The sequence below is a fragment of the Rhodopseudomonas boonkerdii genome (genome assembly GCF_021184025.1).
GTDB classification, from domain to species: Bacteria; Pseudomonadota; Alphaproteobacteria; order Rhizobiales; family Xanthobacteraceae; genus Tardiphaga; species Tardiphaga boonkerdii.
In genome coordinates this window covers 4,562,795-4,585,648 of the sequence record NZ_CP036537.1, presented here as the reverse complement: position 1 = coordinate 4,585,648, position 22,854 = coordinate 4,562,795, and the positions used below count along the sequence as shown (strand labels likewise).

The 22,854-nt window shown below is 62.3% G+C and carries 21 protein-coding genes; 14 read left to right on the top strand and 7 right to left on the bottom strand.

Annotated features, from left to right (window positions below):
• Positions 1 to 13: 13 nt before the first annotated feature.
• Entirely contained in the window at positions 14 to 790 is a 777-nt protein-coding gene (locus E0H22_RS21045) for an anti-sigma factor family protein (RefSeq protein WP_233022922.1), read from the bottom strand.
• 18 nt (positions 791 to 808) lie between these two features.
• Positions 809 to 1,297 (bottom strand): sigma-70 family RNA polymerase sigma factor, encoded by a 489-nt coding sequence (locus E0H22_RS21040; protein WP_233026460.1) that lies wholly within the window; start codon positions 1,295 to 1,297, stop codon positions 809 to 811.
• 219 nt (positions 1,298 to 1,516) lie between these two features.
• On the opposite strand from E0H22_RS21040, the gene fabI reads away from it, so the two are divergent.
• From fabI to E0H22_RS21020, 4 genes are all read left to right on the top strand, one after another.
• Complete coding sequence (gene fabI, locus E0H22_RS21035; protein ID WP_233022921.1) at positions 1,517 to 2,338, top strand: enoyl-ACP reductase FabI; 822 nt, start codon at positions 1,517 to 1,519, stop codon at positions 2,336 to 2,338.
• Between the two features lie 111 nt (positions 2,339 to 2,449).
• Positions 2,450 to 3,043, top strand: a complete 594-nt coding sequence (locus E0H22_RS21030) for a histidine phosphatase family protein (RefSeq protein ID WP_233022920.1) — start codon at positions 2,450 to 2,452, stop codon at positions 3,041 to 3,043.
• Between the two features lie 82 nt (positions 3,044 to 3,125).
• The gene (aroC, locus tag E0H22_RS21025) at positions 3,126 to 4,211 is read left to right on the top strand and encodes a chorismate synthase (RefSeq protein ID WP_233022919.1); all 1,086 of its coding nucleotides are present in this window, start codon (positions 3,126 to 3,128) and stop codon (positions 4,209 to 4,211) included.
• A gap of 128 nt (positions 4,212 to 4,339) precedes the next feature.
• Positions 4,340 to 5,527 carry an adenylate/guanylate cyclase domain-containing protein gene (locus E0H22_RS21020; RefSeq protein ID WP_233022918.1) on the top strand — a complete coding sequence of 396 codons (1,188 nt, stop codon included), beginning with the start codon at positions 4,340 to 4,342 and terminating at the stop codon, positions 5,525 to 5,527.
• 122 nt (positions 5,528 to 5,649) lie between these two features.
• On the opposite strand, the gene clpS is transcribed toward E0H22_RS21020, so the two are convergent.
• Positions 5,650 to 5,955, bottom strand: coding sequence for an ATP-dependent Clp protease adapter ClpS (clpS, locus tag E0H22_RS21015; RefSeq protein ID WP_233022917.1), 306 nt, complete (start codon positions 5,953 to 5,955; stop codon positions 5,650 to 5,652).
• Positions 5,956 to 6,140: 185 nt separating this feature from the next.
• Here clpS and E0H22_RS21010 point away from each other — a divergent pair, with 185 nt between their 5' ends.
• Positions 6,141 to 6,983, top strand: coding sequence for a DUF1194 domain-containing protein (locus E0H22_RS21010; protein ID WP_233022916.1), 843 nt, complete (start codon positions 6,141 to 6,143; stop codon positions 6,981 to 6,983).
• A gap of 105 nt (positions 6,984 to 7,088) precedes the next feature.
• On the opposite strand, the gene E0H22_RS21005 is transcribed toward E0H22_RS21010, so the two are convergent.
• From E0H22_RS21005 to E0H22_RS20995, 3 genes are all read right to left on the bottom strand, one after another.
• Complete coding sequence (locus E0H22_RS21005; protein WP_233022915.1) at positions 7,089 to 8,402, bottom strand: cobyrinic acid a,c-diamide synthase CobB; 1,314 nt, start codon at positions 8,400 to 8,402, stop codon at positions 7,089 to 7,091.
• A gap of 180 nt (positions 8,403 to 8,582) precedes the next feature.
• Complete coding sequence (locus tag E0H22_RS21000) at positions 8,583 to 10,127, bottom strand: acyl-CoA synthetase (protein ID WP_233022914.1); 1,545 nt, start codon at positions 10,125 to 10,127, stop codon at positions 8,583 to 8,585.
• 189 nt (positions 10,128 to 10,316) lie between these two features.
• Positions 10,317 to 11,492: an acetyl-CoA C-acetyltransferase gene (locus tag E0H22_RS20995; RefSeq protein WP_233022913.1), complete on the bottom strand. Its 1,176-nt coding sequence runs from the start codon at positions 11,490 to 11,492 to the stop codon at positions 10,317 to 10,319.
• A gap of 131 nt (positions 11,493 to 11,623) precedes the next feature.
• On the opposite strand from E0H22_RS20995, the gene E0H22_RS20990 reads away from it, so the two are divergent.
• The 8 genes from E0H22_RS20990 to E0H22_RS20955 all read left to right on the top strand — a co-directional run bounded on the left by E0H22_RS20990 (position 11,624) and on the right by E0H22_RS20955 (position 21,130).
• Positions 11,624 to 12,298, top strand: coding sequence for a TetR family transcriptional regulator (locus E0H22_RS20990; protein WP_233022912.1), 675 nt, complete (start codon positions 11,624 to 11,626; stop codon positions 12,296 to 12,298).
• A gap of 229 nt (positions 12,299 to 12,527) precedes the next feature.
• Positions 12,528 to 13,286, top strand: coding sequence for an SDR family NAD(P)-dependent oxidoreductase (locus tag E0H22_RS20985; RefSeq protein ID WP_233022911.1), 759 nt, complete (start codon positions 12,528 to 12,530; stop codon positions 13,284 to 13,286).
• Between the two features lie 229 nt (positions 13,287 to 13,515).
• Positions 13,516 to 14,319, top strand: coding sequence for an enoyl-CoA hydratase/isomerase family protein (locus tag E0H22_RS20980; RefSeq protein WP_233022910.1), 804 nt, complete (start codon positions 13,516 to 13,518; stop codon positions 14,317 to 14,319).
• 72 nt (positions 14,320 to 14,391) lie between these two features.
• Positions 14,392 to 16,263 (top strand): AMP-binding protein, encoded by a 1,872-nt coding sequence (locus E0H22_RS20975; RefSeq protein WP_233022909.1) that lies wholly within the window; start codon positions 14,392 to 14,394, stop codon positions 16,261 to 16,263.
• Positions 16,264 to 16,437: 174 nt separating this feature from the next.
• Positions 16,438 to 17,565, top strand: a complete 1,128-nt coding sequence (locus E0H22_RS20970; RefSeq protein WP_233022908.1) for an acyl-CoA dehydrogenase family protein — start codon at positions 16,438 to 16,440, stop codon at positions 17,563 to 17,565.
• Between the two features lie 118 nt (positions 17,566 to 17,683).
• Complete coding sequence (locus E0H22_RS20965; RefSeq protein WP_233022907.1) at positions 17,684 to 18,931, top strand: acyl-CoA dehydrogenase; 1,248 nt, start codon at positions 17,684 to 17,686, stop codon at positions 18,929 to 18,931.
• 138 nt (positions 18,932 to 19,069) lie between these two features.
• On the top strand, positions 19,070 to 20,296 hold the full coding sequence (locus E0H22_RS20960) for an acyl-CoA dehydrogenase (RefSeq protein WP_233022906.1): 1,227 nt from the start codon (positions 19,070 to 19,072) through the stop codon (positions 20,294 to 20,296).
• Between the two features lie 156 nt (positions 20,297 to 20,452).
• Positions 20,453 to 21,130, top strand: a complete 678-nt coding sequence (locus E0H22_RS20955; RefSeq protein WP_233022905.1) for a nitroreductase — start codon at positions 20,453 to 20,455, stop codon at positions 21,128 to 21,130.
• Between the two features lie 62 nt (positions 21,131 to 21,192).
• On the opposite strand, the gene E0H22_RS20950 is transcribed toward E0H22_RS20955, so the two are convergent.
• The gene (locus E0H22_RS20950; protein ID WP_233022904.1) at positions 21,193 to 21,984 is read right to left on the bottom strand and encodes an enoyl-CoA hydratase/isomerase family protein; all 792 of its coding nucleotides are present in this window, start codon (positions 21,982 to 21,984) and stop codon (positions 21,193 to 21,195) included.
• A 200-nt stretch (positions 21,985 to 22,184) separates the two neighbouring features.
• Here E0H22_RS20950 and E0H22_RS20945 point away from each other — a divergent pair, with 200 nt between their 5' ends.
• On the top strand, positions 22,185 to 22,847 hold the full coding sequence (locus E0H22_RS20945) for a Crp/Fnr family transcriptional regulator (protein ID WP_233022903.1): 663 nt from the start codon (positions 22,185 to 22,187) through the stop codon (positions 22,845 to 22,847).
• Positions 22,848 to 22,854 lie beyond the last annotated feature (7 nt).

The following is a 22,854-nucleotide window of genomic DNA, read 5'->3' as shown; positions in this document are numbered from 1 at the left end:
CCTAAGATCCGAGCTATCCGCCCAGCTTCTCCGTCTGATCGTAGATCGCCCGCGCTACGGTGTTCAGGCGCTCCTTGTCGGACGTGCCTGACACCACATAACCGACGCCCTTGTCGGCCCAGAACATGGCGCCGTCCTTGTCCTGCGAGGCGTAGCGCATCGAGGTCGTGTCGGTTTTGGCGCGCGACGTATAAAGTGTGAAGCGCTCGCCGCTGGCGGTCTCGTACATGAAGAACGCCGCCGGGGCGTCGGGACCAGGCAGCAAGCGTCCGCCGACCAGCTTCAAGCCGCTGCTCTCCAGATCCGGTGCCTTGACGGCGTAGCCGACGCGCTTGGACAGCCACTGCTGCAGATGCGCGCGCTCGTCGCCCGCGACCTCGACGGGATGGCGGACTTCCACCACATAGGTGCGATGGGCATCGAGCGCATCGAGCGCGAAGGTCCGAAAGCTCGGCGACGAGGCGGATGTGCCGCGCGCCAGCCAGCCGACGCTGCCGCCGGCGACGAAGGCGACCAGCGCTGCAGCGACGGCGCTATAGAGCCATGGCCGTGTTTGCGACTGCCGGGTCAGGCGCTCGAGCTCGAGTCGCTGCGGCACCGGCTCGTCGGCTACCGCATCGTAACGTGCGTGCAGGAGATCGGCCATGCTGCGCCAGGAGCGCACGCGCTCGGCATCGTCGGGGTGTGCCGCGAGCCAGGCTTCCACATCGGCGCGACGTTCGGCCGGCAATTCGTCGTCGATGAAAGCGTGCAGTTCATCTTCGGTGACGGGAATGTTCGGGGTCGTCATCGTCGGGTCCTCGGAAGATCACTTGACCGCGCGGAGCGCCGGGCGCTCGCCGTCGAGATAGGCTTTGACATGGGCACGGGCACGGGCGAGGCGCGACATCACGGTGCCGATCGGCACACCCTGGATGTCGGCGACCTCACGATAGCTCAGTCCCTCCAGCATCACGAGCAGCAGCACCGAGCGCTGCTCCTCGACCAAGGCAGCAAGAGCGCGCGAAATATCGCGCCCCTCGGCTTCGGTGCCTGACGCATCCGCATTGGTGTCGAACAGCTCGGTGAACACAGGCTTGCGCGCCAGCGAGCGGCGGCGGTTGCGGTTCAGATTGGTCAGGATCGTATAGAGCCAGCTGCGCAGGTCGCCGCCGATGAACAGCTTTTCGGAGCGCAGCGCGCGCACAAGCGTGTCCTGCACGAGGTCGTCGGCAATGTCTGTGTCGCGTGCCAGCGCGCGGGCATAACGCCGCAGCGCCGGAATCATGCTCTCCACGCCGTCGCGGAACGCGTTCATGAGGCTGTCGCCATCGGCTGGGTCCATCGGTATTTCGAGGCGGCCACAATTGCCGCATCCATCATAACACCTTGGTAGGGCATCTATTCCGACGCTGGCGCACAGGGTAAACGGCCGCCAAGCGGCCACTTTGGGGCTATACCCTGCGGCAGTGCTGGTGTACCCCAAGGGCCAGATTTGAGGCCGGCCCAAAGCCGGTCAGCGCAAAACGGAGGCGATATGAGCGAAGTGTCGGGCCTGATGAAGGGCAAGCGTGGTGTCATTCTGGGCGTCGCCAACAACCGCTCCATCGCCTGGGGCATCGCCAAGGCGTGTCAGGCTCAAGGCGCCGAAATCGCGCTGACCTATCAGGGCGATGCACTGAAGAAGCGCGTCGAGCCGCTGGCTGCCGAACTCGGCGCGACACTGCTCGGCCATTGCGATGTCACCGATCCCGCTACCATCGACGCGGTGTTCGACGCCGCCAAGGCCAAGTGGGGTAAGATCGATTTCGTGGTCCACGCCATCGCTTTCTCGGACAAGAATGAGCTCGAAGGCCGCTATGTGGACACGACCGCGGAGAATTTCAGCAAGAGCATGCTGATCTCCTGCTATTCGCTGACGGCGATCGCCCAGCGCGCCGAGAAGCTGATGACGGAAGGCGGTTCGATCGTCACGCTGTCCTATTACGGCGCCGAGAAGTGGATGCCGAACTACAATGTCATGGGCGTCGCCAAGGCCGCGCTGGAAGCCAGTGTGCGCTATCTCGCGGCAGACCTCGGCGAGAAGGGCATCCGCGTCAATGCGATCTCGGCCGGCCCGATCAAGACGCTGGCCTTCGCGGGCATCGCGGACTCGCGTTATCTGCTGAAATACAACGAAGTGAACGCGCCGCTGCGCAAGAACGTCTCCATCGACGAAGTTGGCCAGAGCTCGATGTATTTCCTCTCCGATCTCTCCAGCGGCGTCACCGGCGAGGTGCACCATGTCGATGCCGGCTATCACGTACTCGGCACCAAGGTGCCGGACGCGCCGGATATTCGCATGGGCAGCGGGGAATAATATGCCGTCATTGCGAGGAACGTAGCGACGAAGCAATCCAGCCTTCGTTCTTGGCCTCTGGATTGCTTCGCTACGCTCGCAATGACGACTGGAAACATCGAGCCTCACCTCATGCCAACCATCTATTACATCCGCCACGGCCAGACCGAGTGGAATGCCTTGGGTCGTTTTCAGGGCTCCAAGGACATTCCGCTTAATGATCTCGGCCGCGAACAGGCGACGCATGCCGGTACGGTGCTGAAGGATCTGCTGGCGCGTCACAATCGCACTCATCGCGATGTGTCTTTTGTCGCCAGCCCGCTTGGCCGCGCGCGCAACACCATGGAATTGGTGCGCGCGGAGCTTGCTATTCCTGTGGGCGACTATGCACTTGACGATCGCCTGCGCGAGATCGGCTATGGCGACTGGGAAGGCTTTACGCTGGCCGAGCAGCGGGCCGACAAGCCCGATCTTTATGCCGCGCGCCTGACCCAGAAATGGACGCTGCCGGCGCCAGGTGGTGAGAGCTATGTTGAGGTTCAGGAACGCGTCCGCGCCTGGGCAGCAGATTTGACCGGCGACGTGGTCGCGGTCGCCCATGGCGGCACCTGCCGCGCGCTGATGGTGGCGCTCGGGCTCGACACGCCGGAGGGCGTCGCGGAACTGCCGATCCAGCAGGGCGCGGTCTATGTGTTTGGCGAAAGCGGGCTGGAGAAGTTCGCTTAATCACCGTGAAGGGGGCGTTTGTTGCGATTCTCGCGACATGTCGCTACGACATGTGTCGACTTTTGCGATCTTCGGAAACCCCATGTCCCACAATACCTTCGGCCATATGTTCCGCGTCACCACCTTCGGCGAGAGCCACGGTGTCGCGATCGGCTGCGTGGTCGACGGGTGCCCGCCGATGATTCCGCTGGAAGCGGCCGAGATCCAGCACGACCTCGATCGCCGTCGTCCCGGCCAGTCGCGCTTCACCACCCAGCGGCAGGAGCCCGACGCGGTGAAGATTCTGTCCGGTGTGATGGCGCATCCGCAGACCGGCATGCAGGTGACAACGGGAACGCCGATCGCGCTCTTGATCGAGAACACCGATCAGCGCTCCAAGGACTATTCGGACATCAAGGACAAATTCCGCCCCGGCCATGCCGATTTCACCTATGAGGCGAAATACGGATTGCGCGACTATCGCGGCGGCGGTCGTTCCTCGGCGCGCGAAACCGCGACCCGTGTGGCGGCTGGCGCTATTGCGCGAAAAGTCGTGCCGGGTGTGAATGTCCGCGCCGCTCTGGTGCAGATGGGGCCGCACAAGATCGATCGTGCGAACTGGAATTGGGACGAGGTCGGGAACAATCCGTTCTTCTGCCCTGATGCTGACAAGGCGGCATTCTATGCCGACTATCTCGACGGCATCCGCAAGTCCGGCTCCTCCATCGGCGCAGTGATCGAGGTGGTGGCCGATGGCGTGCCCGCCGGCCTCGGTGCACCGATTTATGGCAAGCTCGACAGCGACATCGCGTCGGCGCTGATGAGTATCAATGCCGTGAAAGGCGTCGAGATCGGCGACGGTTTCGATGCTGCCGCGCTGACTGGCGAGGAAAACGCGGACGAGATGCGGATGGGCAATAACGGCCCGACCTTCATGTCCAACCATGCAGGCGGCATTCTCGGCGGCATTTCCACCGGCCAGTTCATCGTCGCGCGTTTTGCGGTCAAGCCGACATCGTCGATCCTGTCGCCGCGCAAGACCGTGGATCGCAGCGGCACCGACACGAACATTCTCACCAAGGGACGTCACGATCCCTGCGTCGGCATCCGCGCCGTGCCAGTGGCCGAAGCCATGGTCGCCTGCGTGATCGCCGACCATTTTATCCGTCATCGCGGGCAGGTGGGATAAGAGCTCGGCCGTAGGGCGGATGAGGCGAAGCCGTAATCCGCCGCGGAGCATAATTAAGGAATCGGCCGGCGGATTACGCTTCGCTAATCCGCCCTACGGCAGCGCGGTTGTGTTACGCTCACCCCGCAATGGATACGACACAACTCAACGATCTCATCACCTGGCTTGCCGAGGGCGCGCGTTCGGCCGTTCGCACCGATCTCTTTATGTCAGAGACCTGCGAGCGCATGGTCGCCTGCGGCATCCCGCTGTTCCGTGTCGGCGTGTTCGTGCGGACGCTTCATCCGAGCATGATGGGGCGTGGCTTCATCTGGCGGGCTGGTACTGGCGTGACATTGGGCTCCATGGCCCATGGCGAGGAGGACGGCGAGGAATTCCAGATCAGTCCGCTGCACCGCGTTTTCAACGAGGGGGTGGAAGTCCGTCATTCGCTCCGCGATGACATGGTGAGCAACAGGCCGTTTCTCACCGAAATGCGCGCCGAGGGCTGCACCGATTACATCGCGCTGCCGCTCGTGATGTCGGACGGCGAGTTTTATGCATCCAGCTGGATCACGCGCGATCCCGAAGGTTTCACCGAGGCCCAGCTGGTTGGCCTCCGCCGGATCATGCCGTCACTGACGCGCATGATCGAAATCCATCTGCTCCGCCGCACGGCTGCCGGCCTGCTCGATAATTATGTCGGCGCCCGTGCGGGTGCGCGCATTCTCGCCGGGCAGATCCGGCGCGGCCATACCGAGACCATGCAGGCTGTGATCTGGCTGTCCGATCTGCGCGGATTCACCGCGCTGTCGGACCGGCTGCAGCCGGAAAATGTAGTCGATATTCTCAACCGCTATTTCGATTGTCAGGTGCCGGCGATCCTGGAGCAGGGCGGCGAGGTGCTGAAATTCATGGGCGACGGGTTGCTTGCCGTATTTCCCGTGGCCGAAGATGAGGACGACTTGACGGCTGTGTGCGGCCGCGTGCTGGAAGCTGCGCGCCTGTCTCGTGCAGCCGTCGAGCAGCTCCGCTGGGCAGGAGCCAGCCTGACCGAGGAGCAATTCCGCTTCGGCCTCGCTTTGCATGTGGGCAAGGTGCTGTATGGCAATATCGGCGGTGGTGATCGCGTGGATTTCACCTGCATCGGTCCCGCGGTGAATCTCGCCGCGCGACTGGAGAAGATCGCCGGCAAGCTGTCCCGCACGGTGGTGGCATCGTCCGCTTTCGTCGATGCGAGCGGAGTCGAGTGGACCGATCTCGGTGAGTTTCCGATTGCGGGATTTGCAAGGGCGGAGCGGGTGTACGGGCTGGCCGATGAAGACGCGTTGCCATAACTTCCATCCTCATCCTGAGGAGCCGCCTAGCGGCGTCTCGAAGGATGGCCGGACGCTCGGAGCTCCGACATCTCATGGTTCGAGACGGCGCTTCGCGCCTCCTCACCATGAGGGGGCCGGAGCTATTCCTCCGGCTCTATCGTGAACAGCAACGGATAGCCCTTGGCGCGTCCGGCATCTGTTGCCCGCGTCGCCTTTGTCTCGGCGACGTCCCGCGTAAATACGGCGACCACGCAGACGCCGCGCTGGTGGGCGGTCAGCATCACCTTGGCCGCCTGCTCCTCGGCCATGCGGAATTCCGCCTTCAGCACGCGGACGACAAATTCCCGCGGCGTGTAGTCGTCATTGACCAGGATGACCTTGTATAATTTGGGTCGCTCGACCTTCGGCTTCGCCTTGGTCTGCGGCTGAACAACGCTTTGGGGCATGACGATTCACGCGGTCGGTCGGCGGGACGCGCTCTGAGGCGTCCACATATAATCGCACCGCCGGTCTCTGTCGATGAGCAGCGACCACCGGCATTGCTGACTTGATTGTGAAGCGACCACGCGGTTCCCGCTTTGCGGCTCGTCATTTGCATGTCACCATCTGATTCACAAACGGGAGGACCGCAATGCGCTGGTGTGTCTCGATTGGAGCGGTGCTGGTCGCCGGAGCGATGCTCGGCGGCGATGCGACGAGTGTGGCTGCCACCGGTTTGCGCGGGCAACTGGCCCAGAGCAAGGCCGAGCCCGTGGTCGATGTCGAACTGGTGCTGGCGGTGGACGTGTCCTACTCGATGGATATGGACGAGCTGGCGATACAGCGCGAGGGTTATGCCCAGGCGATCATCTCGAAGGAATTCCTCGCTGCGCTGAAGACCGGGCCGAATGGCAAGATCGCCGTTACCTATTTCGAATGGGCGGCCGCCAATGATCAGAAAGTCGTCATCCCCTGGCGCGTGATCGACGGGCCGGAGTCGGCCGACGCGGTCGCCGCCGAAATCATGAAAGCACCGATCCGCCGGGCGTCGCGGACGTCGATTTCGGGAGCCATCAACTTTGCCGTTCCGCTGTTCGAGGAGAACGCGCTGCATGGCATGCGCCGTGTCGTCGACATCTCGGGCGACGGGCCGAACAACAATGGCGGCCCTGTCACCATCGCGCGCGATGCGGCGGTGGAGAAAGGCATCATCATCAATGGCCTGCCGATCATGGCGAAGGAGTTGTCTTACTCGACCATGGATATCGAGAACCTCGATTGGTACTATGAAGATTGCGTGATCGGCGGTCCCGGCTCTTTCGTGGTGCCGATCAAGGAGCGTGACAAGTTCAAGGAAGCCATCCGTACCAAGCTGGTGATGGAAGTGGCGGGCATTCAGCTGCCTTATGCGAAGGTCATTCCGGCAGCTGCGCGCGAACCGCGGGTGAATTGCATGGTGGGCGAGAAGATCTGGCAGGATCGCTGGGGAAGGTAGCGGATCCGTAGGGCGGATGAGGCGAAGCCGTCATCCGCCACGGAGTCTCCACCATGCATTCGGCCGGCGGATTACGCTTCGCCCATCCGCCCTACGGCAAAGCGCTCATGTTCGCGCTATGGCGTGAAAGAACGTCCCGGTGACATGGCCGCGCCGTCCGCCGCGTTCGGGCAGGGGCTGACCATCGGCATTGATCATATCGACCAGTGGTTGGTCGCGGCCGATATCGGTGAGCGACGCGTAATGGAACTCATGGCCGCGGATGAGCGCGCCCTGGGATCCGATCGCACTGTCCGCCAGCAGCTTCGCCTCGCGATAGCCGAGATGCAGCTTGCGTTTCGCAAAGCTCGTCGTGTGGCTAAGCAGGCCAGTCATCGCATGACGATGACCGTCCGCGTCTTCCAGCCCTTCGCCGAGCACCATGTAGCCGCCGCATTCGCCGTGAACGGGGCGGGTCTGCGCGAAGCCTGCGAGGCCGTCACGGAATGCGGTCGCAGCCGCCAGTGTGCCAGCATGCAGTTCGGGATAGCCGCCCGGCAGCCAGCAATTGTCGCAATCCGCGGGTGGCGCTTCGTTTGCCAGCGGTGAGAAACGGACGATCTCGGCGCCGGCATCGCGCCAGCCATCGATGAGATGCGGATAGATGAAGCTGAACGCCGCATCGGAAGCGAGCGCGATCCGTTGGCCCGGTGGCGCCAACGCTGGCGTATTGGAACGGGCCGGTGACGTTTCGATGGGCGCAGCCAAAGCGAGAATTGCATCGAGATCGAGATGCGTCTCGGCCATGTCGGCGAGCGCCGCGATGCGCTTTGCAAGATCGCCATGTTCGCCGGCCTGAACCAGGCCGAGATGCCGCTCCGGCAAAGCGAGTGCCGCATCGCGCGGGATGGCGCCGACGACGGGAACGTTCAGCGCCGCGATGGCATCGGTGATCAATCGTCGATGGCGCTCGCTGCCGACGCGATTAAGCACGACGCCAGCGACGCGAACACTTGGATCATGAGTAGCGAAGCCGCGTATGACGGCTGCGGCCGACTGCGATTGGGCGGTGACGTCGAGCACGAGGATCACCGGCAGACCAAATTGCGCGGCAATGCTGGCGCTGGAGCCGCTGCGGGAATCTATTGCCGGCACGCCGTCGAACAGCCCCATCACGCCTTCGATGGCGATGAGATCGGCGCTTGCCGCTGCGCGCGCCATCAGCGTCTGCAGCAGAGGTGGCGGCATGGTCCAGCTGTCGAGATTGATGCAAGGCGCGCTGGTGGCGGCGGCGTGAAATGCGGGATCGATATAGTCTGGTCCGGCCTTGGCCGCGCGCAGCCTGATGCCACGCCGCGCCAGCGCGGCCAGCAGACCAAGCGTTACCGTCGTCTTGCCGGCACCGGAACGGATGGCAGAAATCAGGAGGCCGGTGGTCATGGAAATGGGGCTCGCAGCATGGCGGTGGATTACTGCGAGTGAGGTGAGGCGGCAAGTCGATACATACGGTCTGTCGTCGCCCGGCTTGACCGGGCGATCCAGTAAACTCAGGCCGGCCTGTACTGGGTCACCCGGTCAAGCCGGGTGACGACAAGTGGGGTGAGGCGGCGGTGAAATAACTCACGCCGTCGCCGCTTCCTTTTTCGGCCAATATTTGTCGCGCAGATGCCGCTTCACCAGTTTTCCTGTCGGGGTGCGCGGCAGTTCGGGTTCGAAATCGACGCTCTTCGGGCATTTGATCGGCGACAGATGCTTGCGGCAGAACGCGATCAGGTCGGATTCCAGTGTCTTGCCGGCGCGGTCCATGCTGTGCGGTTGCACCACCGCTTTCACCTCTTCGCCCATCTCGTCATTGGGCACGCCGAACACGGCGACATCGGCGACTTCGGGATGCGTGATCAATACATCCTCGGTCTCCTGCGGATAGATATTCACCCCGCCGGAGATGATCATGTAGGATTTGCGGTCGGTGAGATAGAGGAAGCCTTCCTCGTCGACATAGCCGACATCGCCGAGCGTCGACCAGCCGCGCGCATTATAGGCGCGTTTCGTCTTCTCGGGATCGTTATGATAGCTGAATTGCGGCGTGTCGGCGAAATAGACGGTGCCGATCTCGCCGGTCGGCCGTTCCTGGTCTTCCTCGTCGAGGATCTTTACGCTGCCGACCACGGCCTTGCCGACGGTGCCGCGATGGCTCAACCATTGCTGCGAATTGGAGACGGTGACGCCGTTGCCTTCGCTGCCGGCGTAATATTCGATCAGGATCGGGCCCCACCACTCGATCATCTTCGCCTTCACGTCGATCGGGCAGGGCGCCGCCGCATGGATCGCGCCCTTCAGCGACGACACGTCGTAGCGCTGGCGGATTTCGTCCGGCAGTTTCAGCATGCGTACGAACATGGTCGGTACCAGCTGCGACTGGGTGATCTTGTGCTTCTCGACCAGCTCCAGGAATTTTTCGGGGTCGAATTTCTCCATGATCACCGACGTGCCGCCGAGCGTGATCGCCATCATGTTGAAGCGCAGCGGTGCCGCATGATAGAGCGGCGCCGGTGACAGATAGACGCTGTCCTCGGTCATGCCGCACATGGTGGAGCACAAGAGCTTCAGGAATGGGTTGGGCACGTCGATCGGCGAATTCTCCGAGGCCCGCTTGATGCCTTTCGGCCGGCCTGTGGTGCCGGACGAATACAGCATGTCATAACCGGCGATCTCGTCGGCGATCGGAGTGGTCGGCTGGGCCGCTAGCGCCGCATTCCAGTCGCGAAAACCGTCGCGCGAGCCATCGACGATGTAGAAGATCGGCTCGGCCGCGCTGGTGATAACAGGTGCGATCACATCGGCGCACTGTTCGGACGTGATGACGACGCGGGCGCCGCAATCCTGCACGATATAGGCGATCTCGTCGGCGGTGAGATAGCGGCTGATAGCGGTGTAGTAGAGCCCGCTGCGCTGTGCGGCCCAGCAGATCTCCATGAATTCGAGCCGGTTCTCCATCAAGAGCGCGATGTGGTCGCCGGCCTTGAGACCCAGCGAGCGGAACAGATGCGCGCCGCGATTGGAGCGCTCGTCGAGCTCGCGATAGGTGAGGGTCTTGCCCGAGCCGGCCATGCGATAGGCGATCTTGTCGGGATGGGTCTTCGCGTGGATCGACGGATGCGTCATGGATGTTTCCTCTGGAAGGCCGGCGGATTTTTCCGCTCGTTTGGTTCTTTCCCTCTCCCGCGCAGCGGGAGAGGGTGGATCGAGCCGCGGATGCGAAGCTGAGGTTCGCGTTGGCGGTTCGAGACGGGAGAGGGCCTTTTGTTCTTGTTCGTCTCAGACCCTCTCCCGCAAGCGAGAGAGGAAGTGGAGTTACAGCCGCTCGACGATCGTCACATTGGCCATGCCGCCGCCTTCGCACATGGTCTGCAATCCATAGCGCTTGTTCTGCTGCTTGAGCGCGTGCACCAGCGTGGTCATCAGTTTGGTGCCGGAGCCGCCGAGCGGATGGCCGAGCGCGATGGCGCCGCCATTCACGTTCAGCCGCGAAGGATCCGCGCCCGTCGCTTTCAGCCATGCCGTCGGGATCGATGCGAATGCTTCGTTGACCTCGAACAGATCGATGTCGTCGATCTTCATCCCTGCCTTTTCCAGCGCACGCTTGGTGGCCGGCAGCGGGGCTTCCAGCATGATGACGGGATCGCCGCCCATCACGCTCATATGGTGGATCCGCGCCAGCGGCTTCACGCCGAGCTGCTTCAGGCCCTTCTCGTTGACCACCAGCACGCCTGAGGCGCCGTCGCAGATCTGGCTCGCGCTCGCCGCCGAGAGCCGGCCGCCGTTCTCGTTGATCAGCTTGACGCCCTTGATGCCGTCCAGCGTGGCGTCGAAGCGGATGCCTTCGTCGATATGATGGGTGTCGGTCGAGCCATCGGCGCGGGTGATCTGCACCGGCACGATTTCGTCCTTGAACCGGCCGGCTTCGGTGGCCGCGATCGCGCGCTTGTGGCTCTCGTAGGAGTAGGCGTCGAGCTGGTCCTTCGACAGATCGTATTTCTGCGCCACCATCTCGGCGCCGGTGAACTGACTGAACTGGATGTTCGGATAGCGCGCTTCCATCTGCGGGCTCTTGTAATGGCCCATGCCGGCCTTGGCGGCGAGGATGCTCGGCGATCCCATCGGCACGCGGGTCATGCTCTCGACGCCCGAGGCGATCACGATATCCATGGCGCCGGACATCACCGCCTGCGCCGCAAAATGCAATGCCTGCTGCGACGAGCCGCACTGCCGGTCGATCGACGTGCCCGGCACGCTTTCCGGCAGTTTCGAGGCCAGCACGGCATTGCGCGCGACGTTGACGGCCTGTTCGCCGCCCTGGCCGACACAGCCCATGATCACGTCATCCACCAGTGCGGGATCGACACCGGAGCGATCGACCAGCGCATTCAGCACGGAAGCGGCGAGATCCGCCGGGTGCCATCCGGCCAGCCGGCCACCCTTGCGGCCACCTGCGGTGCGTGCGGCGGCGACGATATAGGCCTCGGCCATGAGCGTTCTCCCTTGAATTTTGTTGTTTGGTGGGCGTGAAACCGGGCGGATTTAACGGGGCGCATCCATTTTAGTCAATCAGTCAATTAACTCTTGAGTGCGGCCTAATGTTCGTATTATCTGCGGCTCCCATGGCAGCGACTCCCAGCCCGTCTCAAGCACCAGTCCGTCACGCAGTCGGCAAAAATCCGACCGCGGAGAAGCTGTTGCTCGCGGCAAGCGAGCTGATGATCTCCAGCAACTCCATCGAGGTGTCACTGAGCGAGATTGCGCAGCAGTCCGGCGTCAATGCCGCCCTTGTGAAATATCATTTCGGCAACAAGGATGGACTCCTGCTGGCGTTGCTCGAGCGCGACGCCGCCAATGAAATGACCAATCTGGAATATCTGCTGGCGCAGCCGATCTCGGCCACCGCAAAGCTGCGGCTGCACATCGCCGGGATTATCAAGGCCTACAACCAGTTCCCCTATATGAACCGGTTGATCCACTATCTGCTGCATGAAAGCAGCGACAAGTCGGCCAACGAGGTTTCAAAATTCTTCGTTGGGCCGCTGCTGAATTTCCATCGCCGCCTGCTGGCTGAAGGCCACAAGACCGGCGAATTCCGCGTCGTCGATCCCGTGCTGTTCTACACCACCCTGATCGGCGCCTGCGACAATCTCTTTTTCAGCCGTCACGCCATGTCGCGCGCCATCGGCGTCGGCCCGGTGACGGACGATGTGTGCCGCGCCTATGTGGCGCATCTCGAAATGCTGCTGCTCGACGGCATGCTCACGAACAAGAAAGCGGGCGCGAAAGCCCGCTAATCACAGCTCAAGAAGAAACGGCCCAAGGACAGACTGCAAAAATAAGAAACTTGAGGAAACGCCCAAGGAACCTAACAAAAACAACAATAAGAAGAACAAGAAAACAAAAGCTTCCATCAAGCTCGCAGTTCAAGACCAATAAGAAACGCCCAAGGACCATTTCTTCTTTTTCTCTTTGCGACCAACGATTCAAGAAACGACCAGAAACGCCCAAGGAAAGGCTCTCGACATGCAGCTCAAAGACGTAGCCGTATTCATCACCGGTGGTGGCTCGGGCCTCGGTGCCGCGACCGCACGCGCGATGGCTGCCAAGGGCGCCAAGGTCGCGGTGTTCGATCGTGCTGCGGAGAATGCCGAGAAGGTGGCCGCCGAAGTGAAGGGCGTGGCCTGCGTGGGCGATGTCACTAGCGAAAACGATGTCAAGGCAGCGCTCGCCAAAGCCTCGGCCGCCCACGGCACCGCGCGTGTGCTGATGAATTGCGCCGGCATCGGCGGTTCGCAGCGCATCGTCGGCAAGCAGGGCGTCTACCCGCTGGAGAAGTTCACCAATGTGATCATGGTGAACCTGATCGGTACCTTCAACTGCCTGCGTCTGTTCGCCGAACAACTGGCGACGGCCGAGCCGATCGGCGAGGAACGCGGCGTCATCATCAACACCGCCAGCGTTGCCGCCTATGAAGGCCAGATCGGCCAGATCGCCTATTCCGCCTCGAAGGGCGGTGTCGTCGGCCTCACGCTGCCGGCCGCACGCGACCTCGCCTCGCAGAAGATTCGCGTCAATACCATCGCGCCCGGCCTGTTCCTGACGCCGTTGCTGATGGGCCTGAATGAAGAAGCCCGTGCCAGCCTCGGCGCCCAAGTCCCGCATCCAGCCCGTCTCGGCGATGCGTCGGAATACGGCAATCTCGCGGTTCATATCGTTGAGAACCCGATGCTGAATGGCGAAACCATCCGTCTCGATGGCGCCATCCGTATGGCGCCGCGGTAAGGCGGACGTTTCTTCCTCTCTCCCCCAAGCACAGCGAAGCTGTGCAGGGTGGGAGAGGGTAGCCGCGCGAAGCGCGGACGGGTTTGGGATAGCCACAAGGCTCCTGAGTTTGTGGCTACCGCTCATCCAACTGGGTTTCTTTCTACTGCCACTGCATGCCTCTCCCACAAAGGGAGAGGGCGCAGAAATAAGCGCCTCGAATGCGCAACATGATGGGTAGGAGTAACACGTGGCATCACCACTGCTGATCGAATATGACGACGGCGTGGACCGGGTGACGCTCAATCGCCCGGAGAGCCTTAACGCGCTCGATCCTTCCCTCATCGATGCTCTCAACAATTATTTCCAGAGCCTGCAGCGCAATCGCAAGACGCGTGTCGTCATCCTCAAAGGCGCCGGCGCAAATTTCTGTGCGGGGCTCGATCTCAAGCATGCGATGGCCTCGCGCGGCCAGAATGCGCCGCGCACTGTCACCGAGTCGCTGGACTCCCAGCGCCGCATCGCTGATATCGTGATGTTGATGCGCCGCTGCCCGCAGCCGATCGTCGCGCTGGTGCAGGGTGCCGCCGCTGGTGGTGGTTTCGCGCTGGCGCTTGCCGCCGATATCCGCATTGCGTCGAAATCGGCGCGCATGAACTGTGCTTTCATCAAACTCGGCCTTGGTGGTTGCGACATCGGCACCAGCTATTTTCTGCCGCGCCTCGTTGGCGTCTCCGTCGCTTCCGAGCTCATTCTCACCGGCCGCTTCATTCATGCCGATCGTGCGCTCGCCGTCGGCCTGGTGTCCGAAGTCGTCGAGGAGGCGGAGCTCGACAAAGCCGCCGCGCCTTACATCGATGCCATGATCGCGGCATCGCCGGTCGGTCTGCGGCTGTCGAAGGAATGCATCAACATGGCGGTGGATGCCGGCTCGATCGAAGCCGTCATCGCCATGGAAGATCGCAATCAGGTGCTGTGCAGCCGGTCCGAAGATTTCGAAGAGGGCATTCGCGCCTTCATTGAGAAACGCAAGCCGATCTATGTCACACGCTGAGGCTACAATGATGCCGACACAAAATCCGGACAAGGAACTGGGAGTCGGTCAAGCCGTTCTGGGAGGAACGCAATGAACGTGCAGGCTGCGGCGCAGACAAAACCCGCCTTCCGCAAGGTACATTGGATGGAGCGCGATATCGCTGTCGAGCGCCGACCGGATGGCGTGATCATCATGAAGTCGCGCATTCCGCTGATGGAGCGTGAGCCTCATCTTGCCGCCCCCTTGGCCAAATGGGCGAAGCTGCGCCCCGATCTCACCTGGCTCGCCCAGCGTGCTGGCGACGATCGGCAGTGGCGCCGCATCTCCTATGCGGAAGCCAAGCGCACCGTCGATAGCCTGACCCAGGCGTTGCTTGACATGAAGCTGCCGGCGGAAGGCCCGGTCGCCATTCTGTCGGGCAATTCCATCGAGCATGCCCTGATGACCCTGGCGGCGATGCAGGCGCGGCATCCGGCAGCACCGGTGTCGCCGGCTTATTCGCTGATGAGCCAGGATCACGCAAAACTCAAATATCTGTTCGACCTCGTGAAGCCCGTCGCCATCATGGTGCAGGACGGCCCGGCTTTTCAGAAGGCGCTGGATGCGCTCGATCTGACCGGCATCAAGGTCATCCATGTCGCCCGGCCGCCAGAAGGGATTGCCAGTGCGTCGTTTACCGAAATGGCCGCGACGAAGGTCACCGCCGATGTCGAAGCCTCGATTGCGAGGATTACGTCTAAGACGGTCGGTAAACTGCTATTTACCTCCGGCTCCACCGGCATGCCTAAGGCCGTCATCAATACGCAGGAAATGATGACCGCCAATGCCGCGCAAATGATGCAGACGCGTCCGCGCGATCACGATGCCGCCCCGCCGGTCTATCTCGACTGGATGCCGTGGAACCACACCATGGGCGGCAATGCGCTGTTCAATCCGCTGCTGATCGACGGTGGCACGCTCTATATCGACGACGGCCGCCCGATGCCGGGTATGATTGATGAAACGCTGCGCAATCTGCGTGAGATTTCGCCGACCTACTACGCCAATGTCCCTGCCGGTTATGCTGCGATCGCCAGTGCGATGGAGAGGGATGATGAGCTGGCGCGGTCGTTCTTCAAGAAACTCGGCCTGATGGGCTATGGCGGCGCGCGCCTGCCGGACGATCTGTTTGACCGCATGCAGGCGCTCGCCGTGCGCGCAACCGGCGAACGCATCGTATTCTACACCGGCTGGGGCTGCACCGAGACCTCTCCGACCTCGACCGGCACCTATTGGGACACTGAACGCGTCGGCCTCATCGGCCTGCCGTTTCCCGGCGTCGAGTTGAAGATGGTGCCGGTGGATGCGAAATATGAGCTGCGCCTGCGGGGTATCAATGTGATGCCCGGTTACTACCGCCAGCCTGAGCTGACGAAAGCTGCTTTCGATGAGGAGGGATTCTACAAGATCGGCGATGCCGGCGTGTTCGTCGATGATAACGACCCGGTGAAGGGTCTGATCTTCTCCGGCCGCGTGGTGGAGGATTTCAAGCTCACCACGGGCACTTTCGTACATGTGGGTTCGCTGCGCACCGATATCATCGCGGCGTGTACACCCGTCGTCCAGGATGCGCTGATCACGGGGCAGGACCGCGAGTTCATCGGCGTCCTCGCTTGGCCGAACCTGCCGGCGTGCCGTCTCCTGATCGGTGAACCGGAAGCGACATTCGCCGATGTGGTGAAGCATCCAAAAGTGCTCGCCTGTTTCAAGGACGGTCTGCGCGCGCACAACGCGACATCCGTTGGCGCGAGCAGCCGTCGTATCGCGCGGGCGATGTTCCTGGTGGAGCCGCCTTCCATCGACGGCAACGAACTCACCGACAAGGGCTACATCAACCAGCGCGCCGGCCTCGAGCGCCGCGCGGTGCAGGTGGAGCAGCTCTATGCGCAGCATCCGGGCGAGGATGTGATCGTGCTGAAATGAAGAACAAGGCCGCCATGAACTCCTCCCTCATCCTGAGGGGCCGCGCAGAGCGCGGCGTCTCGAAGGATGGCGGCAAACTCCGAGCCCTCCAACTCATGGTTCGAGACGGCGCGTCGCGCCTCCTCACCTTGAGGGACTGAGATACAGCTAACACTCCGCAAGAGAGACACCGCCATGAATTTCGATTTCTCCGACGACCAGAAACAGCTCCGCGACGAAGCCCGCCGCTTCCTCACCGAGAAGAGCCCGCCCAAGGCTGTGCGTGCGGTCATCGACGGCAAGGAGCCTTACGATCGCGAACTGTGGAAGGGCCTTGCCGATATGGGTTTCCTGGGCGTCGCGATCCCAGAGGCTTACGGCGGTTCGGGCGCCGGCCATCTGGAGCTGTGCGTGATCGCCGAGGAAATGGGCCGTGCGCTGGCGCCGGTGCCGTTCTCCTCCACCGTTTATCTTGCCGCCGAAGCGCTGCTGCTCGCCGGCTCCGAGGCGCAGAAGCAGAAGTGGCTGCCAGCCATCGCGCAGGGCCATGCCGTCGGCACGCTGGCGCTGTTCGAAGGTGCCGGCAACCCGTCGCCGAAAGCGATCAAGCTCACCGCGTCCAACGGTGTGCTGAATGGCACCAAGAAGCCGGTCGCCGACGGCGCCATTGCCGATTTCGCCATCGTCGCTGCGCGCACGGCGTCCACTGGCCGTGATACCGATATCGCGCTCTTTCTCGTCGACCTCACCAGCGAAGGCGTCGAAGCCAAGGCGCTGACCTCCATCGATCCGTCGCGCAACCAGGCCGAGATCTCGTTCAAGAACGTCAAGGCCGAGCTGCTCGGCGCACCGAATGAAGGCTGGAGTATTCTCTCGCAGGTGCTCGACCGTGCGGCCGTGTTGGTCGGATTCGAACAGGTCGGCGGCTCCGATCGCGCGCTGGAAATGGGACGTGACTACGCGCTGGACCGCATCGCCTTCGGCCGTCAGATCGGCTCGTTCCAGGCGATCAAGCATATGCTTGCCGACATGTATGTCTCAGCCACGCTGGCGCGCTCGAACTGCTATTACGGCGCCTGGGCGCTTTCGACCGATGCTGCTGAATTGCCGGAAGCCGCCGCAGCCGCGCGCATCAGCGCCACCCAGGCGTTCCAGCATTGCTCCAAGAACAATATCCAGGTCCATGGCGGCATGGGTTTCACCTGGGAGTTCGACTGCCATCTCTACTACCGCCGCTCCAATGCGCTGGCGGTGGGTCTGGGATCGCTGAGCTATTGGGAAGACCAGCTGATCGAACGCATGCGGAAGAAGAACGCGGCCTAACTCCGCCCCTCACCCCGAGGAGCGCGCCTTGGCGCGCGTCTCGAAGGGTGAGTGTCACAGCTCATGGTTCGAGACGGCGCTGTGCGCCTCCTCACCATGAGGGTCAGAGGATGTGAATATGAATTTCGATGATACCCCGCAGGAAGCCGAATTCCGCGCCAAGGCCCGTGCCTGGATCGCCGCCAATGCGCCACGCGAGTACGAAGACGAGTTGAAGAAGGCAGCGCTCGGCCGCATCCAGCTCAAGAGCGCGAATATTCTCGAGGTTGCAAAAGCCTGGCAGAAGAAGAAAGCCGATGCCGGCTGGGCCGTGCCGCACTGGCCCAAGGAATATGGCGGCCGCGGTGCATCGCCCATCGAGCGCGTGATCTGGCAACAGGAAGAGGGCGTATTCGGCAAGTTAGGGGCGCTCTTCATCATCGGCCATGGTATGTGCGGACCGACCATGATGGCCTTCGCGCGGGAAGAGCATAAGCTCCGCTATCTGCCGCCGCTGGCCTCCGGCGAACATATTTGGTGCCAGCTGTTCTCCGAGCCTGCCGGCGGCTCCGACGTCGCCGGTTTGCGCACGCGTGCGGAAAAGGACGGTGACGACTGGGTCATCAACGGCCAGAAGATCTGGACCTCCGGCGCGCATCATTCCGATTATGGCATCCTGATCACGCGCACAGATCCCACCGTGCCCAAGCACAAGGGCCTCACCATGTTCTTCCTGGACATGAAGAGCCCGGGCGTCGAGGTGAAGCCGATCAAGCAGGCTAACGGCCAGGCTGAGTTCAACGAAGTTTATTTCACCGATGTCCGCATTCCCGATCACCAGCGCCTCGGCGCTGTCGGCGATGGCTGGAACGTGTCGCTCACCACGCTGATGAACGAGCGCATGGCGATCGGCGCAGGTGTCGCCACCGGCTTCCCGGAATTGTTCGACTTCGTCAACAACCTCACGCTCGAGGATGGCCCTGCGATCGAGAATCCGGCCGTACGCTCCAAGCTTGCCAATTGGGCCGTGCGTGCCTCCGGTCTGCGCTATACGAGTTTCCGGTCGATCTCCGCACTCTCGAAAGGCGAGCGGCCGGGGCCGGAGAATTCGATCGGCAAACTGGTTGCGGGTGCCATGACGCAGGAGGTCGCGACCTACGCGCTCGACCTGCAGGGCGCCTCCGGCGTGCTGAACAGCCCGGAGGATGCGGAGGTCGCCGGAAAATTTCAGGCCATGCTGCTGCGCTCGCCCGCCACGCGTGTGGAAGGCGGCACAGACGAGATCCTACGCAACATCATCGCCGAACGTGTGCTGGGCCTTCCCGGCGACATCCGCGTCGACAAGGACGTGCCATTCAACAAGATACCGACCAGGGGACGCGCATAAACTCTGCCCTCATCCTGAGGAGCCGCGTAGCGGCGTCTCGAAGGATGGCGGCAAACTCAGAGCCCGGCCAACTCATGGTTCGAGACGGCGCCAAGCGGTGCCTCCCCACCATGAGGGACAGAGAGAAAGACGAGACCGATGAATTTCGATGACACGCCGCAGGAAGCCGAATTTCGCGCCGAAGCGCGCAAGTGGATCGACGCCAATGCGCCGAAGGAGCTCCATGCAGCTCTGTCCGATCCGAACGCCAAGCGCGACTCCATGTTGTCAGCTTCCAAGGCGTGGCAAAAGAAAAAGGCCGAAGCCGGCTGGGCCTGCCTACACTGGCCGAAGGAATATGGCGGCCGCGGATCGACACCCATCGAGCGCGTGATCTGGCAGCAGGAAGAGGGCGTCTACGACAAGCTCTCGCGCCCCTTTGCCATTGGCCAGGGCATGTGTGGTCCCACGGTGATGGCCTATGCCACCGAGGAGCAGAAGCGCCAATATCTGCCACCGCTAGCCTCCGGAGAGAAAGTCTGGTGCCAGCTGTTCTCCGAGCCCGCCGGTGGCTCCGACGTTGCCGGCCTGCGTACCCGCGCGGAGAGAGACGGCAACGACTGGATCGTCAACGGGCAGAAGATCTGGACTTCGGGCGCGCATTATTCCGACTACGGCATTCTGATCACGCGCACCGACCCGAATGTGCCGAAGCACAAGGGCCTCACCATGTTCTTCCTGGACATGAAGAGCCCCGGCATCGAGGTGAAGCCGATCAAGCAGGCCAATGGCATGCAGGAATTCAACGAGGTGTTCTTCACCAACGTACGCATCCCTGACGCGCAGCGCCTCGGCGCGGTGGGCGACGGCTGGAACGTGTCGCTGACCACGCTGATGAACGAACGTATGTCGATCGGTGCTCGGGTCCACACCGGCTTTCCGGAACTGTTCGACTATTGCAGCAAGCTGATGCTGGAAGACGGTCTCGCGATCGACGATCCCAATGTGCGCTCGAAACTTGCAGGTTGGGCCGTAAAGAATTCCGGCCTCACTTACACGAGCTATCGCTCGATCTCGGCGCTCTCGAAGGGCGAGCGCCCAGGACCTGAGAATTCCATCGGCAAGCTGGTGTCGGGCATGATGATGCAGGATATCGCCATGTTTGCCGCCGATCTGCAGGGTGCAGCCGGCGCGTTGGCGGGCACGGACGCGGAAGCGGCGGGCGAATTCCAGGCCACGATCCTGTCATCGCCCTCGATGCGCATCGCGGGCGGCACCGACGAGATCCTGCGCAACATCATCGCCGAGCGTGTGCTGGGCTTGCCCGGCGACATCCGCGTCGATAAGGATGTGCCGTTCAACAAGGTGCCGACCAAGGGGCGGTGATACCTCCCTTCAACTCTCCGCCCTCATCCTGAGGAGCCGCGCAACGCGCGTCGTCTCGAAGGATGGCGGCAAACTCAAGAGCCAGGCCAACTCATTGTTCGAGACGGCGCCAAGGCGCCTCCTCACCATGAGGGGCTGAGTCAGTAAGGGGCCTTCATGACCGACGCCATTGCCACCCTCGAAGCCCTTCTCGCCGACCGCTATTCCTGCCGCGCCTATAAACCTGAGGCAGTACCGCGCGAGATCATCGATCGCATCCTCACCGCTGCGCAGCGTACGGCATCGTGGTGCAACAGCCAGCCCTGGGAGGTGACGATCACCTCAGGGGAGGCGACGAAGCGCTTCCGCGATGCTCTTTACCCAGTTGCTGCGTCAGGTGCGCCGAGCACCGGTGATTTCGAATTTCCGCGCGAGTATCGCGGCGTCTATCTCGACCGTCGCCGCGAGAGCGGGTTCCAGCTCTACAACACGCTGGGCATCGCGCGTGGCGACAAGGCGGCCTATGCCGAGCAGGCGCTGCAGAATTTCAACTTCTTCGGTGCGCCCCATGTGGCGATCATCACCTCGGATGAGGCGCTCGGCGTCTATGGCGCGGTGGATTGTGGCGGCTACGTCAACAATTTCATGCTGGCTGCACAGGCGCTGGGCGTTGCCACCGTGCCGCAGGCTGCGCTGGCCTTCCATTCCGCGGTCGTGCGCAAGCATTTCGATATGTCCGATGACCGTCGGGTCGTTTGCGGAATCTCGTTCGGCTACGCGGATAGCGAGCACAAGGTGAATAGCTATCGCACCAGCCGCGCACAACTCGGGGATGTCGCGACGTTTGTGGAGTGACGCTCTTTCTTCACCTTTCCCCGGTGGGGAGAGGTGAACGGAGCGCCGCTGCGTATTCTGAGCTAAAATCTCGGTGCCCGCTTCTCGGCAAACGCCTTCGTGCCTTCCTTGATTTCATCGCCGCGCATGCTGTCCCGCGCGCGCTGATCGGCGGCTTCCTCGTTCAGTTCGCCGCGGGCGAACTCGTTGATCGCCTGCTTCATGCCGCGCATCGCCTTCGGCGCGTTCCCCGCCAGCATTGTCGCCAGCCTGTCCACTTCGCCATCCAGCGTCTGTGCGCTGACGATTGAGGTCAGATAGCCGATCCGCAGCATTTCGTGTGCGTCAATCTTTTCCGCCGTCAGGAACAGCCGCTTGGCATTGTCCGCGCCGAGCCGGCTGACATAACGTTTGATGCCTCCCTTGTAGTAATGCAGCCCGAGCCGTGCCGCGGGCATGAACATCTCGGCCGTATCCAGGCCAATACGGAAGTCGCAGGCAAGGGCCAGATCCGTTGAGCCGCCATAAACGCCGCCATTCAGCCGGCAGATGGTCGGGACACCCAAATCCTCCAGCCGGTTGGCGACTGCCTCGAAAGCTGAGCCGGATGAATTGTCCGATGGCGTGCTCGTGGCGCGCGCGGCGATGGCCGTCAGATCGAACCCGGCGCTGAAGGCGCGTCCGGTCCCGGTCAGCACCAGCACGCGAACGGCAGGATCCGCTTCCACCCGGTCGAAATGCACCATCAGAGCGTCCAGATCGGCCTGCGACAGCCGATTGAGCTTGGTCGGCCGGTTGAGGCGAATGGTGGCGCGCGGGCCGTCGATGGTAAGGATCGGGGCGGAATTATCGGCGGTGTCTGTCGTTTCCGACATGTTGTTCTCCTTCTCAGCGCGCGTACGGTGCCCGCGCCACCCGGGCACGTCAATTGTCATGCCGATCGTCTCATTTTCATAAGCCGCGGGGCGGGATATGATGACTACATAGGTTCTATGCGGCTCGCGCTCCCCGGTCTTCCGCATTTCGCACGGACGGGAGACATCGCGGTCGCTTTCTCGAACACCGGTTCGCGCCCATGGACATGTCTTACCTTCACCACTTCGGCAGCGCCGCAGCCACGATTTTCGTGGTGGCGACGGCCACCATGCGGACGATGATTCCGCTGCGCGTGTTCGGCATCATGGCCAATCTGCTGCTGATCGCGATCTCGATTCCGACGCACAATTATCCGACACTGGTGCTCCATGCGGTGCTGCTGCCAGTGAATGTCTTTCGCCTGCGTCAGATGCTGCAGTTGGTGCGCGAAGTGAAGAAATCGGTGAATTCGGACCTATCGATGGAATGGCTGAAGCCGTTCATGACCAAGCAGAAATGCAAGGCAGGCGAGATTCTGTTCTATAAGGACGAGAAGGCCGACCGGATGTTCTATATTGTGTCTGGTCGCTATCGCCTCGTCGAGTCCGGTATCGAACTTCCGGTCGGTGCGATCGTCGGCGAGCTCGGCATGCTGTCGCCGCTCGGTGAACGCACGCAAACCCTGGAATGTATCGAGGCGGGGCTCGTGCTGAGCGTCACTTATGCCCAGGTTGAAGAACTCTATGTTCAGAATCCGGAATTCGGCTTCTTCTTCCTGCGTCTCGCAAGCGCCCGACTGTTCGAGAATATCGGTACGCTGGAGGCGCGGCTGTCGCAGCGGGATGTGTCGATGCTCGCGCCAACGGCAGCGCAGCCGGCCTAACGTTCAG

Bases quoted from the DNA above. Each gene is read 5' to 3' on its own strand.
- E0H22_RS21045 (WP_233022922.1), bottom strand. From the start codon at position 790: ATGACGACCCCGAACATTCCCGTCACCGAAGATGAACTGCACGCTTTC.
- E0H22_RS20945 (WP_233022903.1), top strand. From the start codon at position 22,185: ATGGACATGTCTTACCTTCACCACTTCGGCAGCGCCGCAGCCACGATT.
- E0H22_RS20950 (WP_233022904.1), bottom strand. From the start codon at position 21,984: ATGTCGGAAACGACAGACACCGCCGATAATTCCGCCCCGATCCTTACC.
- E0H22_RS21020 (WP_233022918.1), top strand. From the start codon at position 4,340: ATGGATACGACACAACTCAACGATCTCATCACCTGGCTTGCCGAGGGC.
- E0H22_RS21000 (WP_233022914.1), bottom strand. From the start codon at position 10,127: ATGACGCATCCGTCGATCCACGCGAAGACCCATCCCGACAAGATCGCC.
- fabI (WP_233022921.1), top strand. From the start codon at position 1,517: ATGAGCGAAGTGTCGGGCCTGATGAAGGGCAAGCGTGGTGTCATTCTG.
- E0H22_RS20955 (WP_233022905.1), top strand. From the start codon at position 20,453: ATGACCGACGCCATTGCCACCCTCGAAGCCCTTCTCGCCGACCGCTAT.
- E0H22_RS20995 (WP_233022913.1), bottom strand. From the start codon at position 11,492: ATGGCCGAGGCCTATATCGTCGCCGCCGCACGCACCGCAGGTGGCCGC.
- E0H22_RS21005 (WP_233022915.1), bottom strand. From the start codon at position 8,402: ATGACCACCGGCCTCCTGATTTCTGCCATCCGTTCCGGTGCCGGCAAG.
- E0H22_RS21030 (WP_233022920.1), top strand. From the start codon at position 2,450: ATGCCAACCATCTATTACATCCGCCACGGCCAGACCGAGTGGAATGCC.
- E0H22_RS20985 (WP_233022911.1), top strand. From the start codon at position 12,528: ATGCAGCTCAAAGACGTAGCCGTATTCATCACCGGTGGTGGCTCGGGC.
- E0H22_RS20990 (WP_233022912.1), top strand. From the start codon at position 11,624: ATGGCAGCGACTCCCAGCCCGTCTCAAGCACCAGTCCGTCACGCAGTC.
- E0H22_RS20960 (WP_233022906.1), top strand. From the start codon at position 19,070: ATGAATTTCGATGACACGCCGCAGGAAGCCGAATTTCGCGCCGAAGCG.
- E0H22_RS21040 (WP_233026460.1), bottom strand. From the start codon at position 1,297: ATGAACGCGTTCCGCGACGGCGTGGAGAGCATGATTCCGGCGCTGCGG.
- E0H22_RS20975 (WP_233022909.1), top strand. From the start codon at position 14,392: ATGAACGTGCAGGCTGCGGCGCAGACAAAACCCGCCTTCCGCAAGGTA.
- E0H22_RS20965 (WP_233022907.1), top strand. From the start codon at position 17,684: ATGAATTTCGATGATACCCCGCAGGAAGCCGAATTCCGCGCCAAGGCC.
- E0H22_RS20970 (WP_233022908.1), top strand. From the start codon at position 16,438: ATGAATTTCGATTTCTCCGACGACCAGAAACAGCTCCGCGACGAAGCC.
- aroC (WP_233022919.1), top strand. From the start codon at position 3,126: ATGTCCCACAATACCTTCGGCCATATGTTCCGCGTCACCACCTTCGGC.
- E0H22_RS21010 (WP_233022916.1), top strand. From the start codon at position 6,141: ATGCGCTGGTGTGTCTCGATTGGAGCGGTGCTGGTCGCCGGAGCGATG.
- clpS (WP_233022917.1), bottom strand. From the start codon at position 5,955: ATGCCCCAAAGCGTTGTTCAGCCGCAGACCAAGGCGAAGCCGAAGGTC.